At 71.0% G+C, this 19,484-nt stretch carries 21 protein-coding genes, 1 tRNA gene and 1 pseudogene; 14 read left to right on the top strand and 9 right to left on the bottom strand.

Features of this window, described 5'->3' with window-relative positions; translation table 11 throughout:
* The first annotated feature begins 33 nt into the window (after positions 1-33).
* From BLW57_RS02555 to BLW57_RS02545, 3 genes are all read left to right on the top strand, one after another.
* Positions 34-1,071 (top strand): ABC transporter substrate-binding protein, encoded by a 1,038-nt coding sequence (locus BLW57_RS02555; RefSeq protein WP_093471812.1) that lies wholly within the window; start codon positions 34-36, stop codon positions 1,069-1,071.
* Between the two features lie 65 nt (positions 1,072-1,136).
* Positions 1,137-2,099: a FecCD family ABC transporter permease gene (locus tag BLW57_RS02550; RefSeq protein ID WP_093471811.1), complete on the top strand. Its 963-nt coding sequence runs from the start codon at positions 1,137-1,139 to the stop codon at positions 2,097-2,099.
* A 3-nt stretch (positions 2,100-2,102) separates the two neighbouring features.
* On the top strand, positions 2,103-2,990 hold the full coding sequence (locus BLW57_RS02545) for an ABC transporter ATP-binding protein (protein ID WP_093471809.1): 888 nt from the start codon (positions 2,103-2,105) through the stop codon (positions 2,988-2,990).
* Here BLW57_RS02545 and BLW57_RS02540 read toward each other — a convergent pair.
* Positions 2,892-4,133 carry a sensor histidine kinase gene (locus BLW57_RS02540; protein WP_176985423.1) on the bottom strand — a complete coding sequence of 414 codons (1,242 nt, stop codon included), beginning with the start codon at positions 4,131-4,133 and terminating at the stop codon, positions 2,892-2,894. The genes BLW57_RS02545 and BLW57_RS02540 overlap by 99 nt on opposite strands.
* Before the next feature lie 237 nt (positions 4,134-4,370).
* Between BLW57_RS02540 and BLW57_RS41190 the strand changes: the two genes are divergently transcribed.
* Positions 4,371-4,946 carry a hypothetical protein gene (locus tag BLW57_RS41190; protein WP_176985422.1) on the top strand — a complete coding sequence of 192 codons (576 nt, stop codon included), beginning with the start codon at positions 4,371-4,373 and terminating at the stop codon, positions 4,944-4,946.
* A 31-nt stretch (positions 4,947-4,977) separates the two neighbouring features.
* On the opposite strand, the gene BLW57_RS02530 is transcribed toward BLW57_RS41190, so the two are convergent.
* On the bottom strand, positions 4,978-5,532 hold the full coding sequence (locus BLW57_RS02530) for a hypothetical protein (RefSeq protein WP_218138106.1): 555 nt from the start codon (positions 5,530-5,532) through the stop codon (positions 4,978-4,980).
* 112 nt (positions 5,533-5,644) lie between these two features.
* A complete protein-coding gene (locus BLW57_RS02525; RefSeq protein WP_093480475.1) occupies positions 5,645-6,862 on the bottom strand; it encodes a PucR family transcriptional regulator in 1,218 nt (405 codons plus the stop codon).
* Positions 6,863-6,989: 127 nt separating this feature from the next.
* On the opposite strand from BLW57_RS02525, the gene BLW57_RS02520 reads away from it, so the two are divergent.
* The 6 genes and pseudogenes from BLW57_RS02520 to BLW57_RS02495 all read left to right on the top strand — a co-directional run bounded on the left by BLW57_RS02520 (position 6,990) and on the right by BLW57_RS02495 (position 12,233).
* Positions 6,990-8,492, top strand: coding sequence for a flavin-containing monooxygenase (locus BLW57_RS02520; RefSeq protein ID WP_093471803.1), 1,503 nt, complete (start codon positions 6,990-6,992; stop codon positions 8,490-8,492).
* Positions 8,489-9,457 (top strand): alpha/beta fold hydrolase, encoded by a 969-nt coding sequence (locus BLW57_RS02515; protein ID WP_256339351.1) that lies wholly within the window; start codon positions 8,489-8,491, stop codon positions 9,455-9,457. The genes BLW57_RS02520 and BLW57_RS02515 overlap by 4 nt, the downstream gene beginning before the upstream one ends.
* Positions 9,454-10,305 (top strand): SDR family NAD(P)-dependent oxidoreductase, encoded by an 852-nt coding sequence (locus tag BLW57_RS02510; protein WP_093471801.1) that lies wholly within the window; start codon positions 9,454-9,456, stop codon positions 10,303-10,305. Before BLW57_RS02515 ends, BLW57_RS02510 begins: the two co-directional genes overlap by 4 nt.
* Positions 10,306-10,516: 211 nt before the next feature.
* A complete protein-coding gene (locus BLW57_RS02505) occupies positions 10,517-11,104 on the top strand; it encodes a DUF488 domain-containing protein (protein WP_093471800.1) in 588 nt (195 codons plus the stop codon).
* 140 nt (positions 11,105-11,244) lie between these two features.
* Positions 11,245-11,538, top strand: a pseudogene (locus tag BLW57_RS02500) (nitrate reductase); the annotation flags it as partial.
* A gap of 206 nt (positions 11,539-11,744) precedes the next feature.
* Complete coding sequence (locus BLW57_RS02495) at positions 11,745-12,233, top strand: hypothetical protein (RefSeq protein WP_093471798.1); 489 nt, start codon at positions 11,745-11,747, stop codon at positions 12,231-12,233.
* Between the two features lie 45 nt (positions 12,234-12,278).
* On the opposite strand, the gene BLW57_RS02490 is transcribed toward BLW57_RS02495, so the two are convergent.
* The 5 genes from BLW57_RS02490 to BLW57_RS02465 form a co-directional block, all read right to left on the bottom strand.
* Positions 12,279-12,746 carry a hypothetical protein gene (locus BLW57_RS02490; protein ID WP_093471797.1) on the bottom strand — a complete coding sequence of 156 codons (468 nt, stop codon included), beginning with the start codon at positions 12,744-12,746 and terminating at the stop codon, positions 12,279-12,281.
* Positions 12,747-12,937: 191 nt separating this feature from the next.
* Complete coding sequence (locus BLW57_RS40830) at positions 12,938-13,789, bottom strand: hypothetical protein (protein ID WP_143051573.1); 852 nt, start codon at positions 13,787-13,789, stop codon at positions 12,938-12,940.
* A gap of 96 nt (positions 13,790-13,885) precedes the next feature.
* Positions 13,886-14,071 carry a hypothetical protein gene (locus tag BLW57_RS42985; protein ID WP_371127768.1) on the bottom strand — a complete coding sequence of 62 codons (186 nt, stop codon included), beginning with the start codon at positions 14,069-14,071 and terminating at the stop codon, positions 13,886-13,888.
* Positions 14,072-14,357: 286 nt separating this feature from the next.
* Positions 14,358-14,960, bottom strand: a complete 603-nt coding sequence (locus tag BLW57_RS02470; protein ID WP_093471792.1) for a hypothetical protein — start codon at positions 14,958-14,960, stop codon at positions 14,358-14,360.
* Between the two features lie 129 nt (positions 14,961-15,089).
* The gene (locus BLW57_RS02465) at positions 15,090-15,656 is read right to left on the bottom strand and encodes a hypothetical protein (protein ID WP_143051572.1); all 567 of its coding nucleotides are present in this window, start codon (positions 15,654-15,656) and stop codon (positions 15,090-15,092) included.
* A 256-nt stretch (positions 15,657-15,912) separates the two neighbouring features.
* On the opposite strand from BLW57_RS02465, the gene BLW57_RS02460 reads away from it, so the two are divergent.
* The 3 genes from BLW57_RS02460 (at position 15,913) to BLW57_RS02450 (ending at position 18,002) form a co-directional block, all read left to right on the top strand.
* Positions 15,913-15,989: transfer RNA gene (locus tag BLW57_RS02460), tRNA-Met, on the top strand.
* A 231-nt stretch (positions 15,990-16,220) separates the two neighbouring features.
* A complete protein-coding gene (locus BLW57_RS02455; protein WP_256339350.1) occupies positions 16,221-17,147 on the top strand; it encodes a virginiamycin B lyase family protein in 927 nt (308 codons plus the stop codon).
* Positions 17,148-17,267: 120 nt separating this feature from the next.
* The gene (locus tag BLW57_RS02450) at positions 17,268-18,002 is read left to right on the top strand and encodes a class I SAM-dependent methyltransferase (RefSeq protein WP_218138105.1); all 735 of its coding nucleotides are present in this window, start codon (positions 17,268-17,270) and stop codon (positions 18,000-18,002) included.
* A 140-nt stretch (positions 18,003-18,142) separates the two neighbouring features.
* On the opposite strand, the gene BLW57_RS02445 is transcribed toward BLW57_RS02450, so the two are convergent.
* Entirely contained in the window at positions 18,143-18,757 is a 615-nt protein-coding gene (locus BLW57_RS02445) for a TetR/AcrR family transcriptional regulator (protein ID WP_093471789.1), read from the bottom strand.
* Positions 18,758-18,825: 68 nt separating this feature from the next.
* Between BLW57_RS02445 and BLW57_RS02440 the strand changes: the two genes are divergently transcribed.
* The gene (locus BLW57_RS02440) at positions 18,826-19,419 is read left to right on the top strand and encodes a peroxiredoxin-like family protein (protein ID WP_093471788.1); all 594 of its coding nucleotides are present in this window, start codon (positions 18,826-18,828) and stop codon (positions 19,417-19,419) included.
* Positions 19,420-19,484 lie beyond the last annotated feature (65 nt).

The following is a 19,484-nucleotide window of genomic DNA, read 5'->3' as shown; positions in this document are numbered from 1 at the left end:
GAACATCACCGAGCTTGTGAGCGAGGAGCCACCATGTCCATCAAACGGCCGGTCGCCGCGGTGCTGACCGCGGCCCTGTGCCTGGTCACGACGGCATGCGCCGACTCCTCGACCGAGGGGACGACGAACGGCGACCAGACCGAGGCCGCGTCGAGGACCGGGCACCCGGTGACCCTCGAGAACTGCGGCCGGTCCGAGACCTTCAAGAAGGCACCGAGTCGGGTCGTCGTGATGAACGGCGCCTCCGTGGCGGAGGTTTCGACCCTGCTCGCCCTCGGCCTCGGGGACCGAATCGTTGCCAACGAGCAGAACTACGGCATGAGCGAGGTACCGGGCCGGGCCAAGGCCGTCAAGGCGCTGCCGACCGGACACATCGAACTCAACGACGCCTACGACATTCCCCGCGAGGCCATGCTCGGCCTGCGCCCCGACCTGGTGCTGTCCACGACGTCGTACGGTTTCGACGAGAAGAACGGCTTCGCCACCCGTGACCAGCTGCGGCAGGTCGGGGCCAACACCTATGTCTCACCCCAGGGTTGCGAGCAGGACACCTCGAAGATGACCGTCGCCGACAGCTACACGCTGTTGCGCGACATGGGGAAGGTCTTCAACGTCCCCCGGCGGGCCGAGAAGCTGATCGCCGCCTCCCGGAAACACATCGACGAGGTGGCAGCCAAGGTCAAGGGCAAGAAGAGGCCCAAGGTCATGGTGCTCTTCTCCAACATGTCCATGGGCGGCAACGACTTCAGCTCCGTCGTCGCCCACGGCATCTACAACGACATCCTCACCAGGGCCGGCGGCGCCAACGCCTTCGAGTCGGCCTCCAGGACCGCCTTCGCCGACCTGAGCAAGGAGAAGGTGGCCGCCACCGACGTCGACGCACTCGTCGTCATCGGCTACCACGACCCCGACCCGGCGGCCTACGCCAGGAAACTGCTGAAGGAGTTCCCCCAGTGGCCGGCCGCCAGGAAGAACACGTTCGTGGTCCTGTCCGACTCCATGTACCTCGGCCCGAGCAACGACCTGGCCGTACAGAAGATCGCGCGGATGCTGCACCCGGACGCCTTCTGAACCGACACGACAGGCTCGGGGCCGTTCTGGCCTTCACCCTCCTGCCCGGCGCACTGATCGCCACCATGATCGTGGCGATCAGCATCGGAGCGGTCACCGTTCCGCTCGATGACGTCTGGGGCATCGTCTGGCACCACATCACCGGGCATGGCACGGCCGCCGACCTCGCCACCGACCAGATCGTGTGGAACTTCCGCACCCCCAGGGTGGTCCTCGCCGCACTGGTCGGCGCGGGCCTGGCCGTCTCCGGTGCAGTGTTGCAGACCGTGGTGTCCAACCCGCTCGCCGACCCCGTCGTCCTCGGCTTCTCCTACGGCGCCACGCTCGGCGCCGTGCTGGTCATCACCCTGGGCGGGGGCGTGGCACTCGCCGGGCTCGGGGTGTCGGCGGCTGCCTTCCTCGGCGCGGTGGCGGCGGGCGCACTCGTCTTCGCGCTCGGGAGACGCCGGGGCCGGATGGCACCCACCAGACTGGTCCTGGCCGGTGTCGCCGTCGGCTACGTCTTCCTCTCGGCGACGTCCTACGTACAGCTCCAGGCGACACCGACCGAACTGCGCACGGTCATGTTCTGGATGCTGGGCAGCGTGGCCGGCGCCCAATGGGGCCGGCTCCCGACCGTCGCCGTGGTCGTCCTGACCGGCACCGCCCTCCTGACACTGTTCGGACGGCGCCTGAACGTCCTGCTGGCGGGCGACGAGTCCGCCACCGCGCTGGGCGTCGACGTCAACCGACTGCGCGCGATACTCCTGGTGCTCAGCGCACTCCTGACCGGCACGGTCATCGCCGTGGCCGGCAGCATCGGCTTCGTCGGCCTGATGATCCCCCACCTCGTCCGCCTCACCCTGGGCGCCGACCACCGCCGCCTCCTGCCCCTCACCGCCCAGCTGGGCGCCCTCTACCTCGTCCTCGTCGACCTGCTCTCCCGCACCCTCGACCGCCCCAACGAACTGCCGCTGGGCATCCTCACCGCCCTGCTCGGCGCCCCCTTCTTCCTGTGGCTGCTGCGCCGCGACAAGGGCCTGGACTGACCCATGAAACTGACCGTCGACCAGCTCCGCATCACCCTGGACCACCGGCCGATCCTGCACGCCGTGAGCCTGGAGGCACGCAAAGGCGACATCGTCGGCCTGGTCGGCCCCAACGGCAGCGGAAAATCCACACTGCTGCGCGCCGTCTACCGTTCGCTCCGCCCGGCGGACGGCGTGGTCGCTGTCGGCGGCGACGACGTGTGGGCCCTGTCCGCACGAGCCGCGGCCCGCCGCACCGCCGCCGTCCTCCAGGACGCCACGGGCACCACCTCCGGGCTGACCGTCACCGGGATCGTCGCGCTCGGCCGCGCCCCGCACCACGGTCTGCTGGGACGCGACGGCGCCGAGGACCACCGGGCCGTGGAGGACGCGATCGACCGGTGCGGCGTGCGGCCCTACGCCGACCGTGACTACGCCTCCCTGTCCGGAGGGGAGCGGCAGCGCGTCCTGCTCGCGAGGGCACTGGCGCAGCAGCCCCGGCTGCTCGTGCTCGACGAGCTGACCAATCATCTCGACATCCGCGCCCGCTTCGAACTGCTGGACCTGATCCGCACCACCGGCGTCACCACGCTGGCGGTCCTGCACGACCTGGACCTGGCCGCCCGGCTCTGCGACCACGTGGTCGTCCTGCACGAGGGAACGGTGGTCGTCGCGGGACCGGTCCTCGAAGTGCTCACCCCCGAGATCCTCGCCGACGTGTTCGGCGTACGGGCGTCCGCGGAACGGCACGCCGACGGTGTCGTCCGCATCACCTACGGTGCGCAGCCTCTCGCCGCCGGCAAGGACCGGCGGCTATCCGAGGGGGAGGATGGCTTCGACCGTGGTGCCGCCGGAGGGGTTGGCGTGGAGGGTGAACGTGCCTCCCATTCCTTCGATGCGGGCACGATGTGAGGCGATACCGATATGCCCGGAAGAAAGACTTCTGGTCATGGCGTCGGGGGGAATCCCGATGCCGTCGTCGCGGATCGACAGCCGTACGCTCGCCGAGTCGTTCTTCTGCAGGGTGACGGTGACATTTTTCGCCTGCGCGTGTTTCACGACGTTTTCCAGCAGTTCTCTGGCCAGCCAGTAGAGCGGCCGGTCGGCGCTCCCCGCGGTGGTGATGGCCGCGTGGACCTCGGCGTGGAATCTGCCGCGCTCGGACGCCTGCTGGGTCAGATGTTCCAGGGCGGGTACGAGGCCGCCCGAGACGAGCACCTCGGGGTGCAGCGTCCGTACCGAGGAGCGGAGCTGCCTGCTCGCGGCCGTGAGGGCCTCGTCGGCGCGCTGCAGGGAATCGGTGACATCCTCCGGGCTGCACGCCGCCTCGTCGATGAAGTGCCGGGCAGCGAGGACGTTCTGCAGGGCACCGTCGTGGAGCACTTCCGCGATCTTCCGCTGTTCACGTTCCTCCGCCGCCATGATGCGGTCCAGCAGCCGTAGGCGATGTTCCGCGAGTTCCCTGATCGACCGCACCCGGTGCTGCTGGACGTCGGAGAGCAGAACGCAGCCGGCGCAGACCACGAGAATGAACAAGGTGTGGACGAAGATGAAATGCCAGTACGGCTGTTGCATGTGTCCCAGGCTGGTGCCGATGGCATAGCTCGCCGCAGCCAGTACTCCGGAGGCTGCGGTGAGAATCGGCTCCATCTGAAAGGAGGCGAGAACGGGAATGAACAGGAAAATGTCGGCCGAGAGCGGGGAGCTCCAGTTCGGGTCGGAGAAATTCCCGGAAACCGCCATCAACGCCGTGAGCAGTGTCAGGTCGGCCAGCGGGTACACCCAGTTCGGAAACGGCTGGTGCGGTCCGAACGCGGCCCACAGCGTCGCCACGGTCCACAGTACGTAGACGGCGGCCACCACCACCGACAGCGGTAGCCGCTCCGACGGCGGGAACACCGCCAGATCCACCGCGAACGCGATCACCACGGCGATCCGCAGCAGCGCCTGCCACCGGAACGACCTGCGCAGATGCAGCGCGGGAACCTCGGCCTCCCCTCCGTGACCGGGCGGTCGGCCCTCGCGGGCGGTCGGCAACGCGTTCGGAGATGTCATCTCATCCTCTAACCGGCTCCTCGCCATGTGTCTCCAGAAGACCTCACGGAAATGGTCCTCACCACTCACGATGCTCCGCAACCGGTCGGCCGAGGGGGCGAAGCGCGGGTCAACCGATCGCTCCACCGGCTGGGGGACGTACAGCGGTGGCCGAAAGAGCTGAAATTAAATCAAGCAAGTTCACCACGAACTGCAATCCACACAGATCACAGAATTCAGAAATCCGAGGAATCCCCCATGATGAACGCCCGACGTCACCTGGCCCGTATCGCCGGTATCTCCTGCCTCGCCGCTCTGGCCGCGGGATCGGTCGGTGTGGCCAGCGCCGAGGCCGCGCCGATGATGAAGCACCACACGGCGTCCCACGCCAGCGACCATCACCACCGGCACAGCTCCTCCCACAACAGCTCCAAGAGCTCCATGAACAGCTCGTCGAAGAACAGCGGCTCCAACAGCTCGTCGAAGAGCAACTCCTCGAAGAGCATGCCGAAGGGCGGCAACACCCAGGGCGGCACCCAGGGCTCCGGCAACGGCAACACCCAGGGCGGCACCCAGGGCTCCGGCAACGGCAACACCCAGGGCGGGACCCAGGGTGGTGGCAGCGGCAACACCCAGGGCGGTACGCAGGGTGGTGGCAGCGGCAACACCCAGGGCGGTACGCAGGGTGGCGGGAGCGGCAACACTCAGGGCGGGACGCAGGGTGGCGGGAGCGGGAACACCCAGGGCGGTACGCAGGGTGGTGGCAGCGGCAACACCCAGGGTGGGACCCAGGGTGGTGGCAGCGGCAACACCCAGGGCGGTACGCAGGGCTGACGGTTGAGACAAGCCGGCACCTCGCACAAGGTCAACTTGTGCGAGGTGCCGGTTCATCCGTGCCCGCCGCCCCCCGCGACCGGGCGCCGCCGTCAGCGGTGTCCGCACCGGCGTTCTCGTCCGCCAGAACCCGCTCCACCTGGTCCCGGATCAACCGTTCGGCCCACATGTCGCCGAAGGGCTCGAACGGGGCCCGCAGCACTCGCAGGATCGGGACCACAGCGACCATCAGCGATCCGCCCGCCACGATCGTGAGCATGGCCAGCGCCAACCGCTCCGCCTTCGGATGGTCCGAGGCCAGCCATGCGAGGCTCGCCACGATCACCACGCCCTGCGCCAGCATCAACACGGACCAGACGCACGCCACCACCACGGTCCACCAGGATTTGAGCGCTCCGACCCCGAGGGCGGGACCGTCCGATTCCAAGAAGGTTCGCGCGGCCGCCCGCCGGCCCTCGGGCGGGAGTGCGCGCCACTCCTCGGAGAGACGGCGGTAGCTCGTGAATCCGGTCCTGGCCGAGTTCTGGAGGGACTTGCGGTACGCGCTGACCTCCACAGTGGCGGCGATCAAGATGGCCGAGGCCACGGATGCGGCCGTCGTCGCGAAGTCCTCTGTCATCTGCATCCGGGGAGCTTGCCCGGCAACCACACCGCGGCACCGGACAATTACCCAACGGTTACGTGTGGGCAGGAGCGGCTCAGGGATGTCCCCGCCAGCGGAGGACCTCGAGGGCGGCGCCGACCTCGACCGAGTGCTCGGCGAGGGGGCGCGGCAGCAGGCGTTCCGCGCGGGCGAGGCGCCGTAGCAGCGTGTTGCGGTGGGTGAACAGCCGTACGGCGGCCTGCGTGGCGTTGCACTGCTCGGCGATGAAGACGCGCAGCGATTCGACGACCTCGGGCGGTGCGGTCTCCAGGTCGCCCAGGGTGCGCTTGACGAATCGGTCGGCGCGCTCGGGGTCGGCGGTGAGCAGCGCGACGAGTTCGACCTCGTGGTGGGAGGCCAGCCGGGAGGGCGACGTCAGCCGGGTGAGCATCTGCTGGGTGGTGAGCGCGTCGAGGTGGCTGCGGCGGAAGCCGTCGATGCCCGGCACCGTGGAGCCCAGGGCGATCCGCACCCCCGGCAGCCTGTCGAGTGCGGCGCGCAGCCGGTCGGTGTCGGGGCCGCCGTGAACCCACACCCACCGGGTGGCGGCGCTGGCGAGGATGTTCAGCGGGCGTGCCTGGCCGGCCGCCTCGGCGAGGGAGTCGGCGGCACGGTCGAGGTGGCGCAGGTCGGCGTCGGGGGCGTCGGTCCAGACGATCGCGGCGGTGTGCGTGGGATCGAGGCCGTAGCCCAGCCGGCTCTCTGCGCGGCGGCGCGTGATCGGGGCGCCCTCCAGCAGCAGGGCGACCGTCTCCCGGCGCTCCGCGTGCGTGCCGCGGGTCAGCTCGTCCCGTTCGGCGCGCATACGGACGGAGATCGCGCTCACCGTGTCGTCGACGAATGCGGCGATGGACCGCAGGGACACGTCGAGCAGCTCGCGCAGTTCCTCGGAATCGGTGGTGAGCGAGCAGGCGACCTGCGTCCACAGCCGTACGGCGACGCTCTCGCCGGCGCGGTAGGCGTCGAGGGCCGACTCGTCCAGGCCGCGCCGGATGAGGTCCCGGGCGACGGCCAGGGGTGCCTCGGTGTCGTTCGCCGGGACCGGTTCACCGGGCGCGCGGACGTTGGCGGCGGCCCAGAACAGCAGGTTGGAGCGGTTGGTCCGGCGGGTGCCCGCGGCGAGCACCGGGTCCGCGGCGATCTGCTGCCTCGCCTGGCCGGTCAGCGTGGCGGCATCGAGCTCGGCGAGCCACTCGGCCGGCGGATTGAGCGCGATCTCGGCACCCTGGCGGATGAGCTCCCGGACCCGGGGCGACGGCGTCTTCCACGACATGGCGCCCATCGTAGAGGTGCAGATCGCCACCTCGAACGGGCAGGAGCGGTGCGACATGCCCTTTGCGGTCCCGCGGGCCGCCGCACACCATGGACGCGTCGACCGACAACGCCTGGAGCCGCCAGCCATGTCAACCGCCCCCCAGTCACCCGCCCCGGAGCACCTCGACGTCCTCGTCGTCGGGGCCGGGATCTCGGGCATCGGTGCCGCCCGCTATCTGAAGACCGAGCTGCCGTCGAAGCGCTTCGCGATCCTGGAGGCCCGCGAGGCCTCCGGCGGGACCTGGGACCTGTTCCGCTACCCGGGTATCCGGTCCGACTCGGACCTGCACACCTTCGGCTACGAGTTCAAGCCCTGGCGGGACGAGCAGTCCATCGCCGACGCCCCCCGCATCCTGTCGTACCTGCGGGAGACGGCGACCGAGAACGGCCTGGACCCGCACATCCGCTACCACCACAAGGTGCTCGCGGTGTCCTGGTCCACCGACGAGGGGCGGTGGACCGCCGACGTGGAGCGCACCGACACCGGGGAACGGATCACGCTGACCGCCGGATGGATCTTCTGCGCCGGCGGCTACTACCGCTACGACGAGGGGTTCACCCCGTCCTTCCCCGGCCGCGACCGGTTCACCGGGCCGATCGTGCATCCGCAGGCCTGGCCCGAGGACCTGCACTACGCCGGCAAGCGGGTCGTGGTGATCGGCAGCGGTGCCACCGCAGTCACGCTGGTACCGGCGATGGCGGGCACCGCAGCGCACGTGACGATGCTCCAGCGGACCCCGACGTACATCCTGCCGGTGCCGCGGAAGGACCTGATCGGCAACGCGCTGAAGAAGTACCTCGGCCCGGAGCGCGGCTACGCGCTCACCCGGCGCAAGAACATCGCCCAGCAGCGCTTCATCTGGAGCTGGTGCCAGCGGCATCCGAAGGCGGCGCGACGGCTGATCCGCTGGATCAACGTCAGGCAGCTGCCCGAGGGCTTCGCCGTGGACGAGCACTTCAACCCGCCGTACAACCCGTGGGACCAGCGGTTGTGCGCCGTCCCCGACGGCGACCTGTTCCGGGCGATCCGCGACGGCGACGCCTCGGTGGTCACCGACCGCATCGCCTCCTTCACCGAGAAGGGCGTCCTGCTGGAGTCGGGCCGGGAACTGGAAGCGGACGTCATCGTCACCGCCACCGGGCTGAACGTGCAGGCCTTCGGCGGCGTCCACGTCACCGTCGACGGCCGGCAGGTGCGGCTCGCGGACACCCTCGCCTACAAGGGCATGATGCTCTCCGGCGTGCCGAACCTCGCGTACGCCATCGGCTACACCAACTCCTCCTGGACGCTGAAGATCGGCCTCCTCTGCGAACATTTCTGCCGGCTGGTGGCGCACATGGACCGGCACGCGTACGACATCTGCCGGCCCGAACCGGCCGACCCGGACATGCCGACCCGGCCGTTCCTCGACTTCGGCGCCGGCTACATCCGGCGCGCCGTCGACTCCCTGCCCCGACAGGGCGACCGGATGCCGTGGCTGACCTCGATGGACTACCGGGAGGACGTCAAACTGCTGCGAGGCAGCGGTGTGTCCGATCCCGAGCTGCACTTCTCCCGTGCCGCAGCCCCCGCGGAGGTGACCGCGTGACGGGCGTCGCGCGCGTGGCGTCCACCGAGGCGGACGACACCGGGGACCGCTTCGTCGACCTGCCGGCCGGGCCGCGGCTCTGCTTCCGCGTCGAAGGTCCGGCCGACGGCGTCCCCCTGCTGCTGATCGCCGGGCTCGGGCTCGACCTCACCTCGTGGCCGGACCGGATGGTCGACGGGTTCACCGGCCGCGGCTTCCGGGTGGTCCGGTTCGACAACCGGGACGCCGGCCGGTCGAGCCGCATCGACGCCCCGCCGCCGGGCCGGCTGCGGCAGCTCCTCGCCCGGCCCCGGCCGGACGCCTACGACCTCGCCGACATGGCCGCCGACGCCGTCGGCCTGCTCGACTTCCTCGGCATCGAGCGGGTCCACCTGGTCGGCATGTCGATGGGCGGCATGATCGCGCAGACCCTCACGGCCCGGCATCCCGAGCGGGTCGCCACGCTCACCTCGATCTTCTCCACCACGGGGAGCCGGCAGGTCGGGCAGCCGGCCTGGTCGACCCTCGTCCGGCTGGCCAAGGCCCCGGCCCGCACCGTCGAGGAGTCCGTGGAGCGGCACCTGGCGATGCTCGCCCACATCGGCGGGACGTCGTACCGGCCCGACGAGACCCTCGAACGAGCCTGGGCGGCCACCGTCTGGGACCGGTGCGGCGGCAACCGCGCCGGCGCACCGGTGGCGCGTCAGATCGACGCCATCCGGGCCTCCGGCGACCGCACCGCCGAACTGCGCCGTATCACCGCGCCCACGCTCGTGGTGCACGGAGACGCCGACCGCATGGTGCACCCCAGCGGGGGCCGTGCCACCGCCGCCGCGATCCCCGGCGCCCGGCACGTGGAGATCCCGGGCATGGGCCACCATCTCGCCCCCGGCCTCCTCGACCGCCTGGTCGAGCTCACCAGCGATCTCGCCGGCGCCGCCACCGCCCCCGTCACGCCCGCCCCACCGACAGGAGATCCCGTATGAGCAGCGTCCGCGGCAGGGTCGCCGCCGTCACCGGAGCCGGGTCCGGCATCGGCCGGAACCTGTCCTTCGAACTGGCCAAGCGGGGAGCCCGGTTGGCCGTCAGCGACGTCGACGATCGCGGCCTGGAGGAAACCGCGGACCGGGCGAAGGCCCTCGGGGCGGAGGTGCACACCGCCCACCTCGACGTCAGCGACCGCGCGGCGGTCGAGGCCTACGCCGCCACCGTCGCCGAGCACTTCGGCGTGGTCCACCAGATCTACAACAACGCCGGCATCGCCGGTGGCGGCCAGTCGGTCCTCGACGCGGAGTGGGAACTCTACGACCGGACGCTGGCGGTCAACCTGTTCGGCGTCATCCACGGCACGAAGGCGTTCCTGCCGCACCTGATCGCCTCCGGCGACGGCCACGTGGTCAACATCTCCAGCCTCAACGGATACCTGGCACAGCCCACCCTGTCCGCCTACTGCGCGAGCAAGTTCGGCGTCCGCGGCTTCACCGAGGCGCTGCGCACCGAGATGCTCGCCGGCCGTCACCCGGTCCGGGTGAGCGTGGTCCACCCGGGCGGTGTGAAGACCAACATCGCGACCGCCGCGCTGGAACAGGCCCGAGCACGCGGCCTCGCCCCGACACGCCAGCAGCTCGACCGCGCCCGCGTCTACAACGAGAAGCTGCTGAAGATGCCCGCCGAACAGGCGGCCCGCATCATCGTCGACGGCGTCGAGGCCGGCCGTCCCCGTATCCGAGTCGGCACCGACGCCAAGATCGTGGACCGGCTCGTACGACTCGCTCCCGGCCGGTATCCCCAACTGGCCGTCGCGCTGGAGCGGCGGAAGTTCGGCCGCGGCTGACCGTCGACGTCCCGTCGCGCCGACCGGCCGGCCGGCGGAGGAGGTGGCGCGGGGCCGCCTTGCCGGCCTCGGCCGCCCTTCCGCCCGCCGCGACGTATCGGACCGGACGGGGACGGGTACCGGGGGCGGGGGAGCACATCGCCCGCAACCGGAGGAACGAGATGCTTTCGGCTGAATCACGCACGGTCCTCGGCCGGCGACGGGGCCCGCGATGACCGGAGCGGCCCCGTCCGAGGGGCCACGGAGCCACGCCGGACTGATCACCTTCGGCCACAGCACAGCGGACCGGACCACGCTGGTCGAACTCCTCCGAGGAGCCGGTGTCACCGCCGTCGTGGACGTCAGAACCGCGCCCGGCAGCCGCCGCAACCCCGACCTGTCACGGCAGCGGCTGGCCGAGTGGATGCCGGAGGAGCACCTCGACTACCGGTGGGAGCAGCGGCTGGGCGGATGGCGCAAGCCGTCGCCGGACTCGCCGGACACCGTCTGGCGCAACGACTCCTTCCGCGGCTACGCGGCGCACACCCGCAGCCCGGGGTTCGTCGCCGCCATGGACGAGCTGATGCGGCAGGCGGGTGAGGCACGCACCGCGGTGATGTGCAGCGAGGCGGTGTGGTGGCGATGCCACCGCCGCCTGATCGCGGACTTCGCCGTACTGGCCCTGGGCGAGCCCGTCCGCCACCTCATGCACGACGGACGCCTCACCGCGCACACCCCGACGCCCGGCGTGCGCCTGCGCGACGACGGCCTCCTCGTCTACGACGACGCTCCGTCGGTGGGCGCGGCCACCCTCTTCTGACGTGCACGTCGGTGAGACCGGCCGGCCGTACCGAGGCACTACGGGTGCCGGGCGCAGACACCGAACGGTACGGCGCAGCTCCGCAGGGTACCCAGGACAGGCCACGCGGCGGATTCCGTGCGGCGAACCAGGAGGCCGGCATGGACGCTTCGATGGACCGGATCGCGCGGCCTTGGGGACTGCGAACCCCCTACAGCCGCCGCGAGCCGTGGCCGCCACGCGTGGACACGTTCCTGGAGGCCGGTGTCGAGCCCGAAGCGGTACAGCACTGGGTGCAGGCCGCGTCGATTCTCCACTCGGACGGCGACGCCATGGACATCGCCGTGAAGGACGGGCGCATGGTCGGTGTGCGCGGACGGATGGACGACCGGGTCAACCGGGGCCGGCCGGGGCCCAAGGACCTCTTCGGATGGCAGGCGAACCCCGACTGGGACCCGGCCTCCGAACAACCGCTGTTCAAGACCGCCGCGGCGGCACTCCGCCTGGTCGAACCCGGTCGGGGCACACCGGCCCCGGCCCCTACGACGACCGCGTCCGCGCCGGTGCACGCCGACGCCGTACCGGCCACTGCCGGAGGACCGTCCGCCGTCGTCGCACAGACCGCGCAGCCGGCCCGGGACAACCGTACGGAGGACGCCCCATGAACGGCATCACCCTCAGCCTGCGCGTGCTGCACCGCGGGGAGAAGCACCTGGCCAGGGAACTCCAACTGGTGGCCGACCGCCACCGCACCGACCATGAGGTGCACCATGTCGCGACCGACCTCGCCCGATGGTCCGAGGAACACGCGCTGCGACTGGCCCAGGCCGCTCACGACCAGGGCCTCGACCTCGACGACTCCTCGGGGACGAGCTCCGGCGTCCTCGCCGAGCTCAGGCGGAAGGCGGCCGAAGCGGTCGGACACCGTCCGGAGCCGGGCCTGCTCCTCCTGCGCGACCTGCGCGCACTGCATCTCGACGCCACGGAGAACTCCCTGCACCGGGAGATGCTCGCCCAGGTCGCACAGGCCACCAGGAACGACGCGCCGCTGACCCTGGCCTCGGAGTGCCATCCGCAGACGCTGCGGCAGATCCGCTGGACCAACACCATGATCAGGAACCTGTCGCCGCAGATCCTGGCGAGCCTCTGAGACCGTGCCGGGCACCTGGGTACGGCAGCCGGATCCCGGCGCCCCTCACGTCCGGTGGTCGGAAGCCGTCACGATCCCGTACGTGACCAGTCCGTACACCACATGCGGTATCACGTCCGACACCCAGTCCTTCGCCGACCAGGTCCTCGGATCGCTCACGCCCAGCCGGGCCATCGGCAGGTCGGTCGCGGCCATGGCGAGGCCACCGGTCACGACACCACCCAGCCACCAGGGCATCCGTAGGCCGGCCTGACGCATCAGCGAGACGGCCACGCCCATCCCGCAGCCGACGGCGATACCGGACAGCGCACCGAGGCCCGAGAGGCGGTTGTCCCGGGTCTCGCCCGCTCCGGCAACCGGATGCCCCGTGTCCTGGGCGATCTTCTCCGCCACCTCGGCCGGGGCCCGGCTCGACGGCCTGCCTCGCACCGCCATGTCGGCATAGGTCACGGCGTTCAGTACGGTCGTGCCGGCGGCGCCTGCCGCACCTCCGCGCACCACGCTATCGATCATGCCGGGCTGATTTCCCACAGCACTCACTCCCGAATCGGGGCCATGCGGACGCAGGGGCGTCACGGCACCCCTCCATCCGATTTTCCCGCGAACGGAGGCGGACGGCGCGGCGACGTTGGCCGCCACAGGAGCGCGAGGCGACGCGCCGGCCCTGCGAAGGGCTCACGCGCTTCGCCTCGCGGTGTCTTGGCTCAGGCGTCGTCCAGGCCGAACGCGACTCGCAGTCCATTGGCGATGATGCGGCCGCCGTTGAGGGCGGCGCCCTGGTCGGCGCCGTAGTAAGTCCATTGCGTCAGGTAGCCGTTGCTGGTTTTTATGACGACCGTGATGGTGTCGACGCCGTCACCGTCGCGCTGCAGGTTGAACCACGCGTCGGGAACGTTCGCGTTGCTCCTGCTGCGGTCGAAGCCAGCGCCGTACGGGTCGAGGTTGACGACCGTGCATCCCTGGACCTTCTGGACATACCCTTGCGGTCCGATGGCGCACGGCTCATCGCCCGCCAGCCGCTTGCGGAGCCGGCCGGCCATGTAGCCGTCCGGGTCCTTGTACACGCTGATCACCTCCCCGGTGAGTGGATTGTTCTTGAGCTTGCCGTCCCACTCGCCCTTGGTGATGTAGCAGTTGCGGCGATCCGCGGGCGAGGAGCTGGTCGGGTCGCCCACGTACGGGCCGCCGCCGTGCACGGCGATGTAGGCGTCGTGCACGGTGATGTCGCTGTAGGTCCGCATGGTCATGAACGCACACGGGTCGGGTGTTCCGGCGTCGATGGCCTGCCGCTCTTTCGCGAGGTCCTTCCCGTCGTCGGCCCTCTTCGCCGTAGCCGCATCCTCATCGGGCGGCAGCCGGGCGCTGTTGACGACGTGCCAGTCACCGTCATGCCCGGCGCCCGAGGGGGAGGGCGGAGCGCTCTGGGACGAGCGGGTGACCGCCGGGCCCTTTGCGGCGGAGGTGTCGGCGTTCTTCGTACCGCCGCACCCCGACGCGCTCAACGACAGACAGGCGGCGCCGGCCATGGACAGGGTGGTGATGTGCCACTTACGCACGAAGGCCTTCCTCGAGCAGACGACTCTGGCGTCACGGGCCAGGTGACGGGCGGGCTCCGGCCGAGAGCCCACCCGGGTGCAGAATGACAGACGGTGTCACCCTCTGTGAGGAGTTTGCGACAATCCGCGTCGACCAGAGGAACCGGTCACGGCGAGCAGCCCGAGCGCGGCGAGCACCCCCGTGCCCACCTGGCACGCCAGCAGCCCCACCGCGGCCACCCGGTCCACCTGCCATGCCGTCTTCAGGGAGCGCAGGACCAGCGAGGGCAGCCGACGCGCCATCGTGCCGGCCGTCATCTGCGCACCGGCCTGTAGCCGGGACGTGTCCCGGTACTGGAACTCCTCGGCCTGAGGGCCGGGCGAGTCGTCCCGCGTTTCAGCGTGCGGGGCAGCTTGCGCCGTGCATCGAACCTTGCCGCACAAGGGGCCGGCTCCGAGCCGGCGGTGGCCGAATCGCCGAGCCCGCCGCGTCGGCTGACCGATCGGGGAACACAGCGCTGCCCCGCCGCGGGGAGGGCGGCGGGGCAGTGGGTCGGAGAGCTTCACCTGGGGTGTCTGTCGGGCGCGCTCACTTGACGACCACGTCGGGCGGGGGCGGCGGAGCGGGGGCGTCGGGTGCGGACCCGCCGGTGTCGGGCTGGGGAGCGGGCTTCTCGGGCGGCGGGGTGCTGCCGGTGCCGTCCGGGGTGCTGGAGCCGCCGCCGCTGTCCGGGGGCGGGGTCTTCCCGTCGGGGCACGGCGGGCCGTTCTTGCCGTTGGTGCCCGTGCCGTTGCTGCCGTTGGTCCCCTTGCCGCCGCAGGAGCCCCTGCCCCGGCCGCCGGTGCCGCCGGTGCCGGTGCCGCCCGGGGCGGTGCAGACGGTGGCGTCGCCACCGGTGCCGTTGCCGCCGTTGCCGCCGTTGCCGTTCCCGGCGCGGCAGGTGTCGTGGTCGCCGTGGTCCTTGTGGTGCCGGTCGCCGTGCTCGTCGTGCTTCTTGTGGTGATCGCCCTTGTGGTGGTCGCCGTGGTCCTTCTTGCCGCTGCCGTGGTCGTCGTGCTTGGCCGAGGCCGCCATCGAGTGCGGTGCGGTGGCGGCGATCGCGCCGCCTGCCGGGATCAGAACCATGCCGAGGGGGAGCAGGATCGAGGCGGCGGCCATGGCCAGGCCGTGCTTCCGGACGTTGCGGGTCATGAGGAGTGCCGTTTCCTTGGAGATCGGGGATGCCGGGGCTCGGGATCGAGGATCAGGGGGTGGGTGGCGCGGCCGGTGGTCGCGCCACCCACCCCCGTCGTTCACTGGCCGCCGTCAGCGGCCTGGGCCTCAGGCAGTGGCATCGCCACCGTTTCCGCCGGTCGCGTCGCCACCGCCGTTGCTCGTGGCATTGCCGCCGTTTCCGCCGGTCGCGTCGCCACCGCCATTGGTCGTGGCGTCGCCGCCATTGCCGCCCGTCGCATCGCCGCCGGCATTGGTGGTCGCATCGCCGCCGTTTCCGCCGGTCGCATTTCCGCCGCCATTGGTCGTGGCGTCGCCACCGTTTCCGCCGGTCGCGTCCCCGCCACCGTTGGTGGTGGCGTTGCCGCCGTTTCCGCCGGTCGCATTTCCGCCACCGTTGGTCGTGGCATTACCCCCGTCACCACCCGTCGCATTGCCCTTGTTCTTCTCGTGCTCCTTCTTGTGCTGGCTCTTCTTGTGATGATCCTTCTGATCGTGGTTCTTATGGTGGGCGGCCACCGTCGTCACGACCGAGTCGGGCATCGTGCCCGCCGACGCGGCGGTGGCCGGAAGGATGATTCCGCCGGCGACGACCACGGCCGAGGCGACGAGGGTCGAGATACGGAAGCCGCGCTTGGTTCGGATTTCCGGGGTGGTGTGGCTGGTGCGCTGCATGGTCATCTCCTACTTGTTATCGGGACCTTTTCGGTTTCCGGTCTTTCCGGTGCGGCCCGTGCTTCAAGTAGGCCCGAATGCGAGAACAGGGTCACGTTCCGAGGACTCGGGACTTGACGAAGAGAGGGCCGGCCGTGACCATGCCGGTCCCCGGAGGCCCGGACCGGCCCGCCGGGGCGGCTCGGCATGACGCGGCGGGCCGTCCGGGCCGGCTGGTCGGGCCGCCGCTCTGGAGGGGGTAGAGTGGTCCTACCGACGCGGGGTGGAGCAGCTCGGTAGCTCGCTGGGCTCATAACCCAGAGGTCGCAGGTTCAAATCCTGTCCCCGCTACCAATCGAAGGGCTCGGCCGATCAGGCCGGGCCCTTCGCGCATTCCAGGGCAACGCCGGGCTTCGGCCGCCATGAGCCGACAGCCGCCCCCGTCCGAGCACGGCCGGGCGCGGGCATCGGAGTGATCAGCACACCGGACGGTGGCGTGGTTCCCGCACCCCGTCGCAGCGCTTCCTAAGGTCGGCGAGAGGACGTTCGGCAGGGCGCCGGCTGTCGATGACAGATGGGTGAATCGTGGAGCACACCACCGCGACGTCACGAACGGACACGGCTTTGCCCGGAGCCGACCGCACGCGCAGATGGACCGGGCGGCTGGCGGGCGCCGCGAGCCTCCTCATGGTCTGTGCGCTGTCGATCCCCTCCGCCGGCGCCGTGCAAGGCGACGCGCGCACGTCTGCCGAGGCAGCACTGTTCGTGTCCGACTACGGCGACAACCGAGTGGTCACGCTGCCGGCCGCGGAAGACGAACAGGCGACCGTTCCGCTCGACGGCGTGGTACGTCCGACCGGTCTGGCATGGGATGCGGAGTGCGACCTCTACGTCTCCGACACGGGCGACAACCGGGTCGTGAAGCTGGCCGCGGACGGCACGCAGTCCACGGTGCCCGCGGGCGACCTCTCGCGCCCCCTGGGCCTCGCAGTCGACAGGGGCGGGAACCTGTTCATCGCCGACAGCTTCGACAACCGCGTCGTGAGGGTGACGCCCGACGGGCGGCGCAGCACCCTCCCGACGACCGGCCTGCTGCACCCCTGGGGTCTCGCGCTCGCCGGCGACGGCAGCCTGTACGTCTCGGACTTCATCAACAACCGGGTGGTCAAGGTAGCGGTGGACGGAAGCGGTCAGACCACCGTGCCCACGGTGGGCCTCTCCCAGCCGACCGGGCTGGCCCTGAACGCCGGCGGCGACCTCTACATCTCCGACAGCGGGAACGACCGCGTGGTGAAGGTGGCGCGGCGCGGCGGATCTCAGACCACGGTGCCGATCACCGGTCTGCGAGGTCCGCTGGGCCTCGCCGTCGACGGTCACAAGAACCTCTACGTGGCCGATGCTTCCCACCATCGCGTCGTGAGAGTCCAGGAGAGCGGCGAACGGCAAACCACCGTTCCCCTCACCGGCCTCAACACCCCCACCGGCATCGTGTTGCCTTCACCGCGCAGGTGACCCCGGCGCGTCGACGGGCGCACGCGCCCAGCCGGGCGGTATGGCCGACCGTCGGCCGCACCGCTAGGGTCACCCCGTGGATCAGGATGAACGGCAGCTTCACGCCTCGTCGTTCGTGCGGTGGCGGACGCGTACGCCGCGCACCGACCGGACTATGCGCAGGCCGCGGTGCGCTGGGCACTCGAACCCGCGCCCGGCCCCCGCGTACTCGACCTGGGCGCCGGAACCGGCAAGCTGACCGCCACGCTGGTCGCCCTGGGTGCCGGAGTCATCGCGGTCGAGCCCGACGCGGGGATGCGGACCGAACTTCGCCGCTGGCTGCCCGGTGTCCGCGCCCTGTCGGGGGGTGCCGAGGCGATCCCGCTGCCGGACGCCTCGGTGGATGCGGTACCGGCCGGCAACGCGATGCACTGGTTCGACATGGCCGCCGCGGGACCGGAGATCGCCCGGGTCCTCGCACCCGACGGCATCCTGGCCGGCCTGTGGAACCTCATGGACGACCAGGTCGAGTGGGTGGCCGCTCTCGCACGGGTCAGCGGGGACGCGGCTGTCGGCCCCCGTGACAGGCCCGCCGGTTGGCGCGCCGAGACGGCCGACATGCACCTTCCCGGGCGCGGCGCGGCCGCCCGATTCGGATGGCCGAAGCAGGCCGAGTTCCCGCACGGTCAGCGCCGCACAGCCGATTCCCTCGTCGCCACCTTGGCGACTCGCGCGGGGACGCTGGTCCTGCCGGAACCGGAGCGGGACGCCACGCTGGCCCGGATCCGCGCTTTCCTCGCGACCCGGCCGGAGACCGCCCGCGGCGAGTTCACTTTCCCGATGCGAACCGGCGTACTGCGCGTACGGCGACTGTGACCATCCGAGTTCTCGGCGCCTTCCGAGAACCGGCTGACCGGCGCAGCCACACGGGGGCCCCGGGCGTGCCCGGCCGACGAAGTCCCGCGCGGCGTCGCCCCTCGTGTTCACCTCGCCCCGGGGAGGACCCGCTCGGCGTCCTAGGGCTCCAGGCCGTCGAGCAGCATGGTGAGGCCACCCAGGAACTCCTGGTCGGCGCCGACGTCACGGGCGTCCCGGGCGGTCCGGGTCATGAGCGGGAAGTCGGTGGGGGAGAGTCGGGCGATGGCTGTCGTTCCGGGGCCGGACAGGGGCCCGAGGTGCTCCAGCTGGATGGCTCCGATGACGTAGCTGAGGAGACCGCGCAGTGCGACGACTCGCCGCTCCCCATCGAGTCCGGCCGCGGTGAGGACGGCCAGCACCGTCTCCGACCAGCGCAGTACCCCGAGGGAGTGATGCCGGTGGGCCACGGTGAGGGGGACCACCTCCGGGTGGGCGCCCACGGTGTCGCGCAGGCGCCGTGCCATGACCGAGACCTGCTCGCGCCATGACGCTGCTGGATCCGGCGTCCCGGTGTCCACATCGTGCAGAACCCGCTCGACGACGAGCCTTTCGAGTTCCCCGCGGTCCTCCACGTACCGGTAGAGGCCCATGGTGCTCATGCCGAGTTCCTGGGCGACGGCACGCATGGACAACGCGGCCAGCCCGTCGCGGTCGATGACGGCGAGGGCGGCGGAAGCGAGCTGGTCCGGGGTGAGCGAACGAGGGCGTGGCATGGCGGTTGACAGCGTACGGCATACGCCTAACACTCGTAAGTGTATGCCGTACGCCTACAGGGGGAACCATGCGTCGTACCCGCAGCCCGGTGGAGCCCGGATCCACCGTCGACCCACGCCATCTGTCCACCGTCGCCGGGGAGCGGATCGCCCTTCCCGACCCTGACCGACTGGTCCACCTGCAGTTCCGTCGCTTCGCCGGATGCCCGGTCTGCAATCTGCACCTGCGGACCGTGGTGCGGCGGCACGAGGAGACAGAGGCCGCCGGTGTGCGCGAAGTCGTGCTGTTCCACTCGCCGGCCGAGGAACTGGCGCCGCATGTGGAGGATCTGCCGTTCGCCGTCGTGGCCGACCCGGACCGGCGGCTGTACGTCGAGTTCGGCGTGGAAAGCTCACCCCGCGCCCTGCTCGACCCGCGTGTCTGGGGACCGATCGTATGGGCCGTCCTCAGTGGCATCTGGAACGTCGTCCGTGGCCGGGAGCGTCTGCCCGTCACTCGCCCCCACGGCGGCCGGCTCGGCCTGCCCGGCGACTTCCTCGTCGCGCGCGACGGCCGCGTGCTCGCCGCCAAGTACGGCGAGCACGCCTACGACCAGTGGTCGGTCGACGAGTTGCTGAAGCTGGCGGCCGGTGCGCCGATGGGCGACCGGGAGCCGACCTAGGGCCGCATCGAGCAACGCCATCCGCAGAGGAGCGGGTCGGTGATGAGCTGAAGGCGGGCCCGGAC

Origin of the sequence: Streptomyces sp. 1222.5 (assembly GCF_900105245.1) — a bacterium.
GTDB lineage: Bacteria > Actinomycetota > Actinomycetes > Streptomycetales > Streptomycetaceae > Streptomyces > Streptomyces albidocamelliae.
Note: the sequence above shows the minus strand (reverse complement) of the source record. Positions and strands in the feature narration are given on the sequence as shown.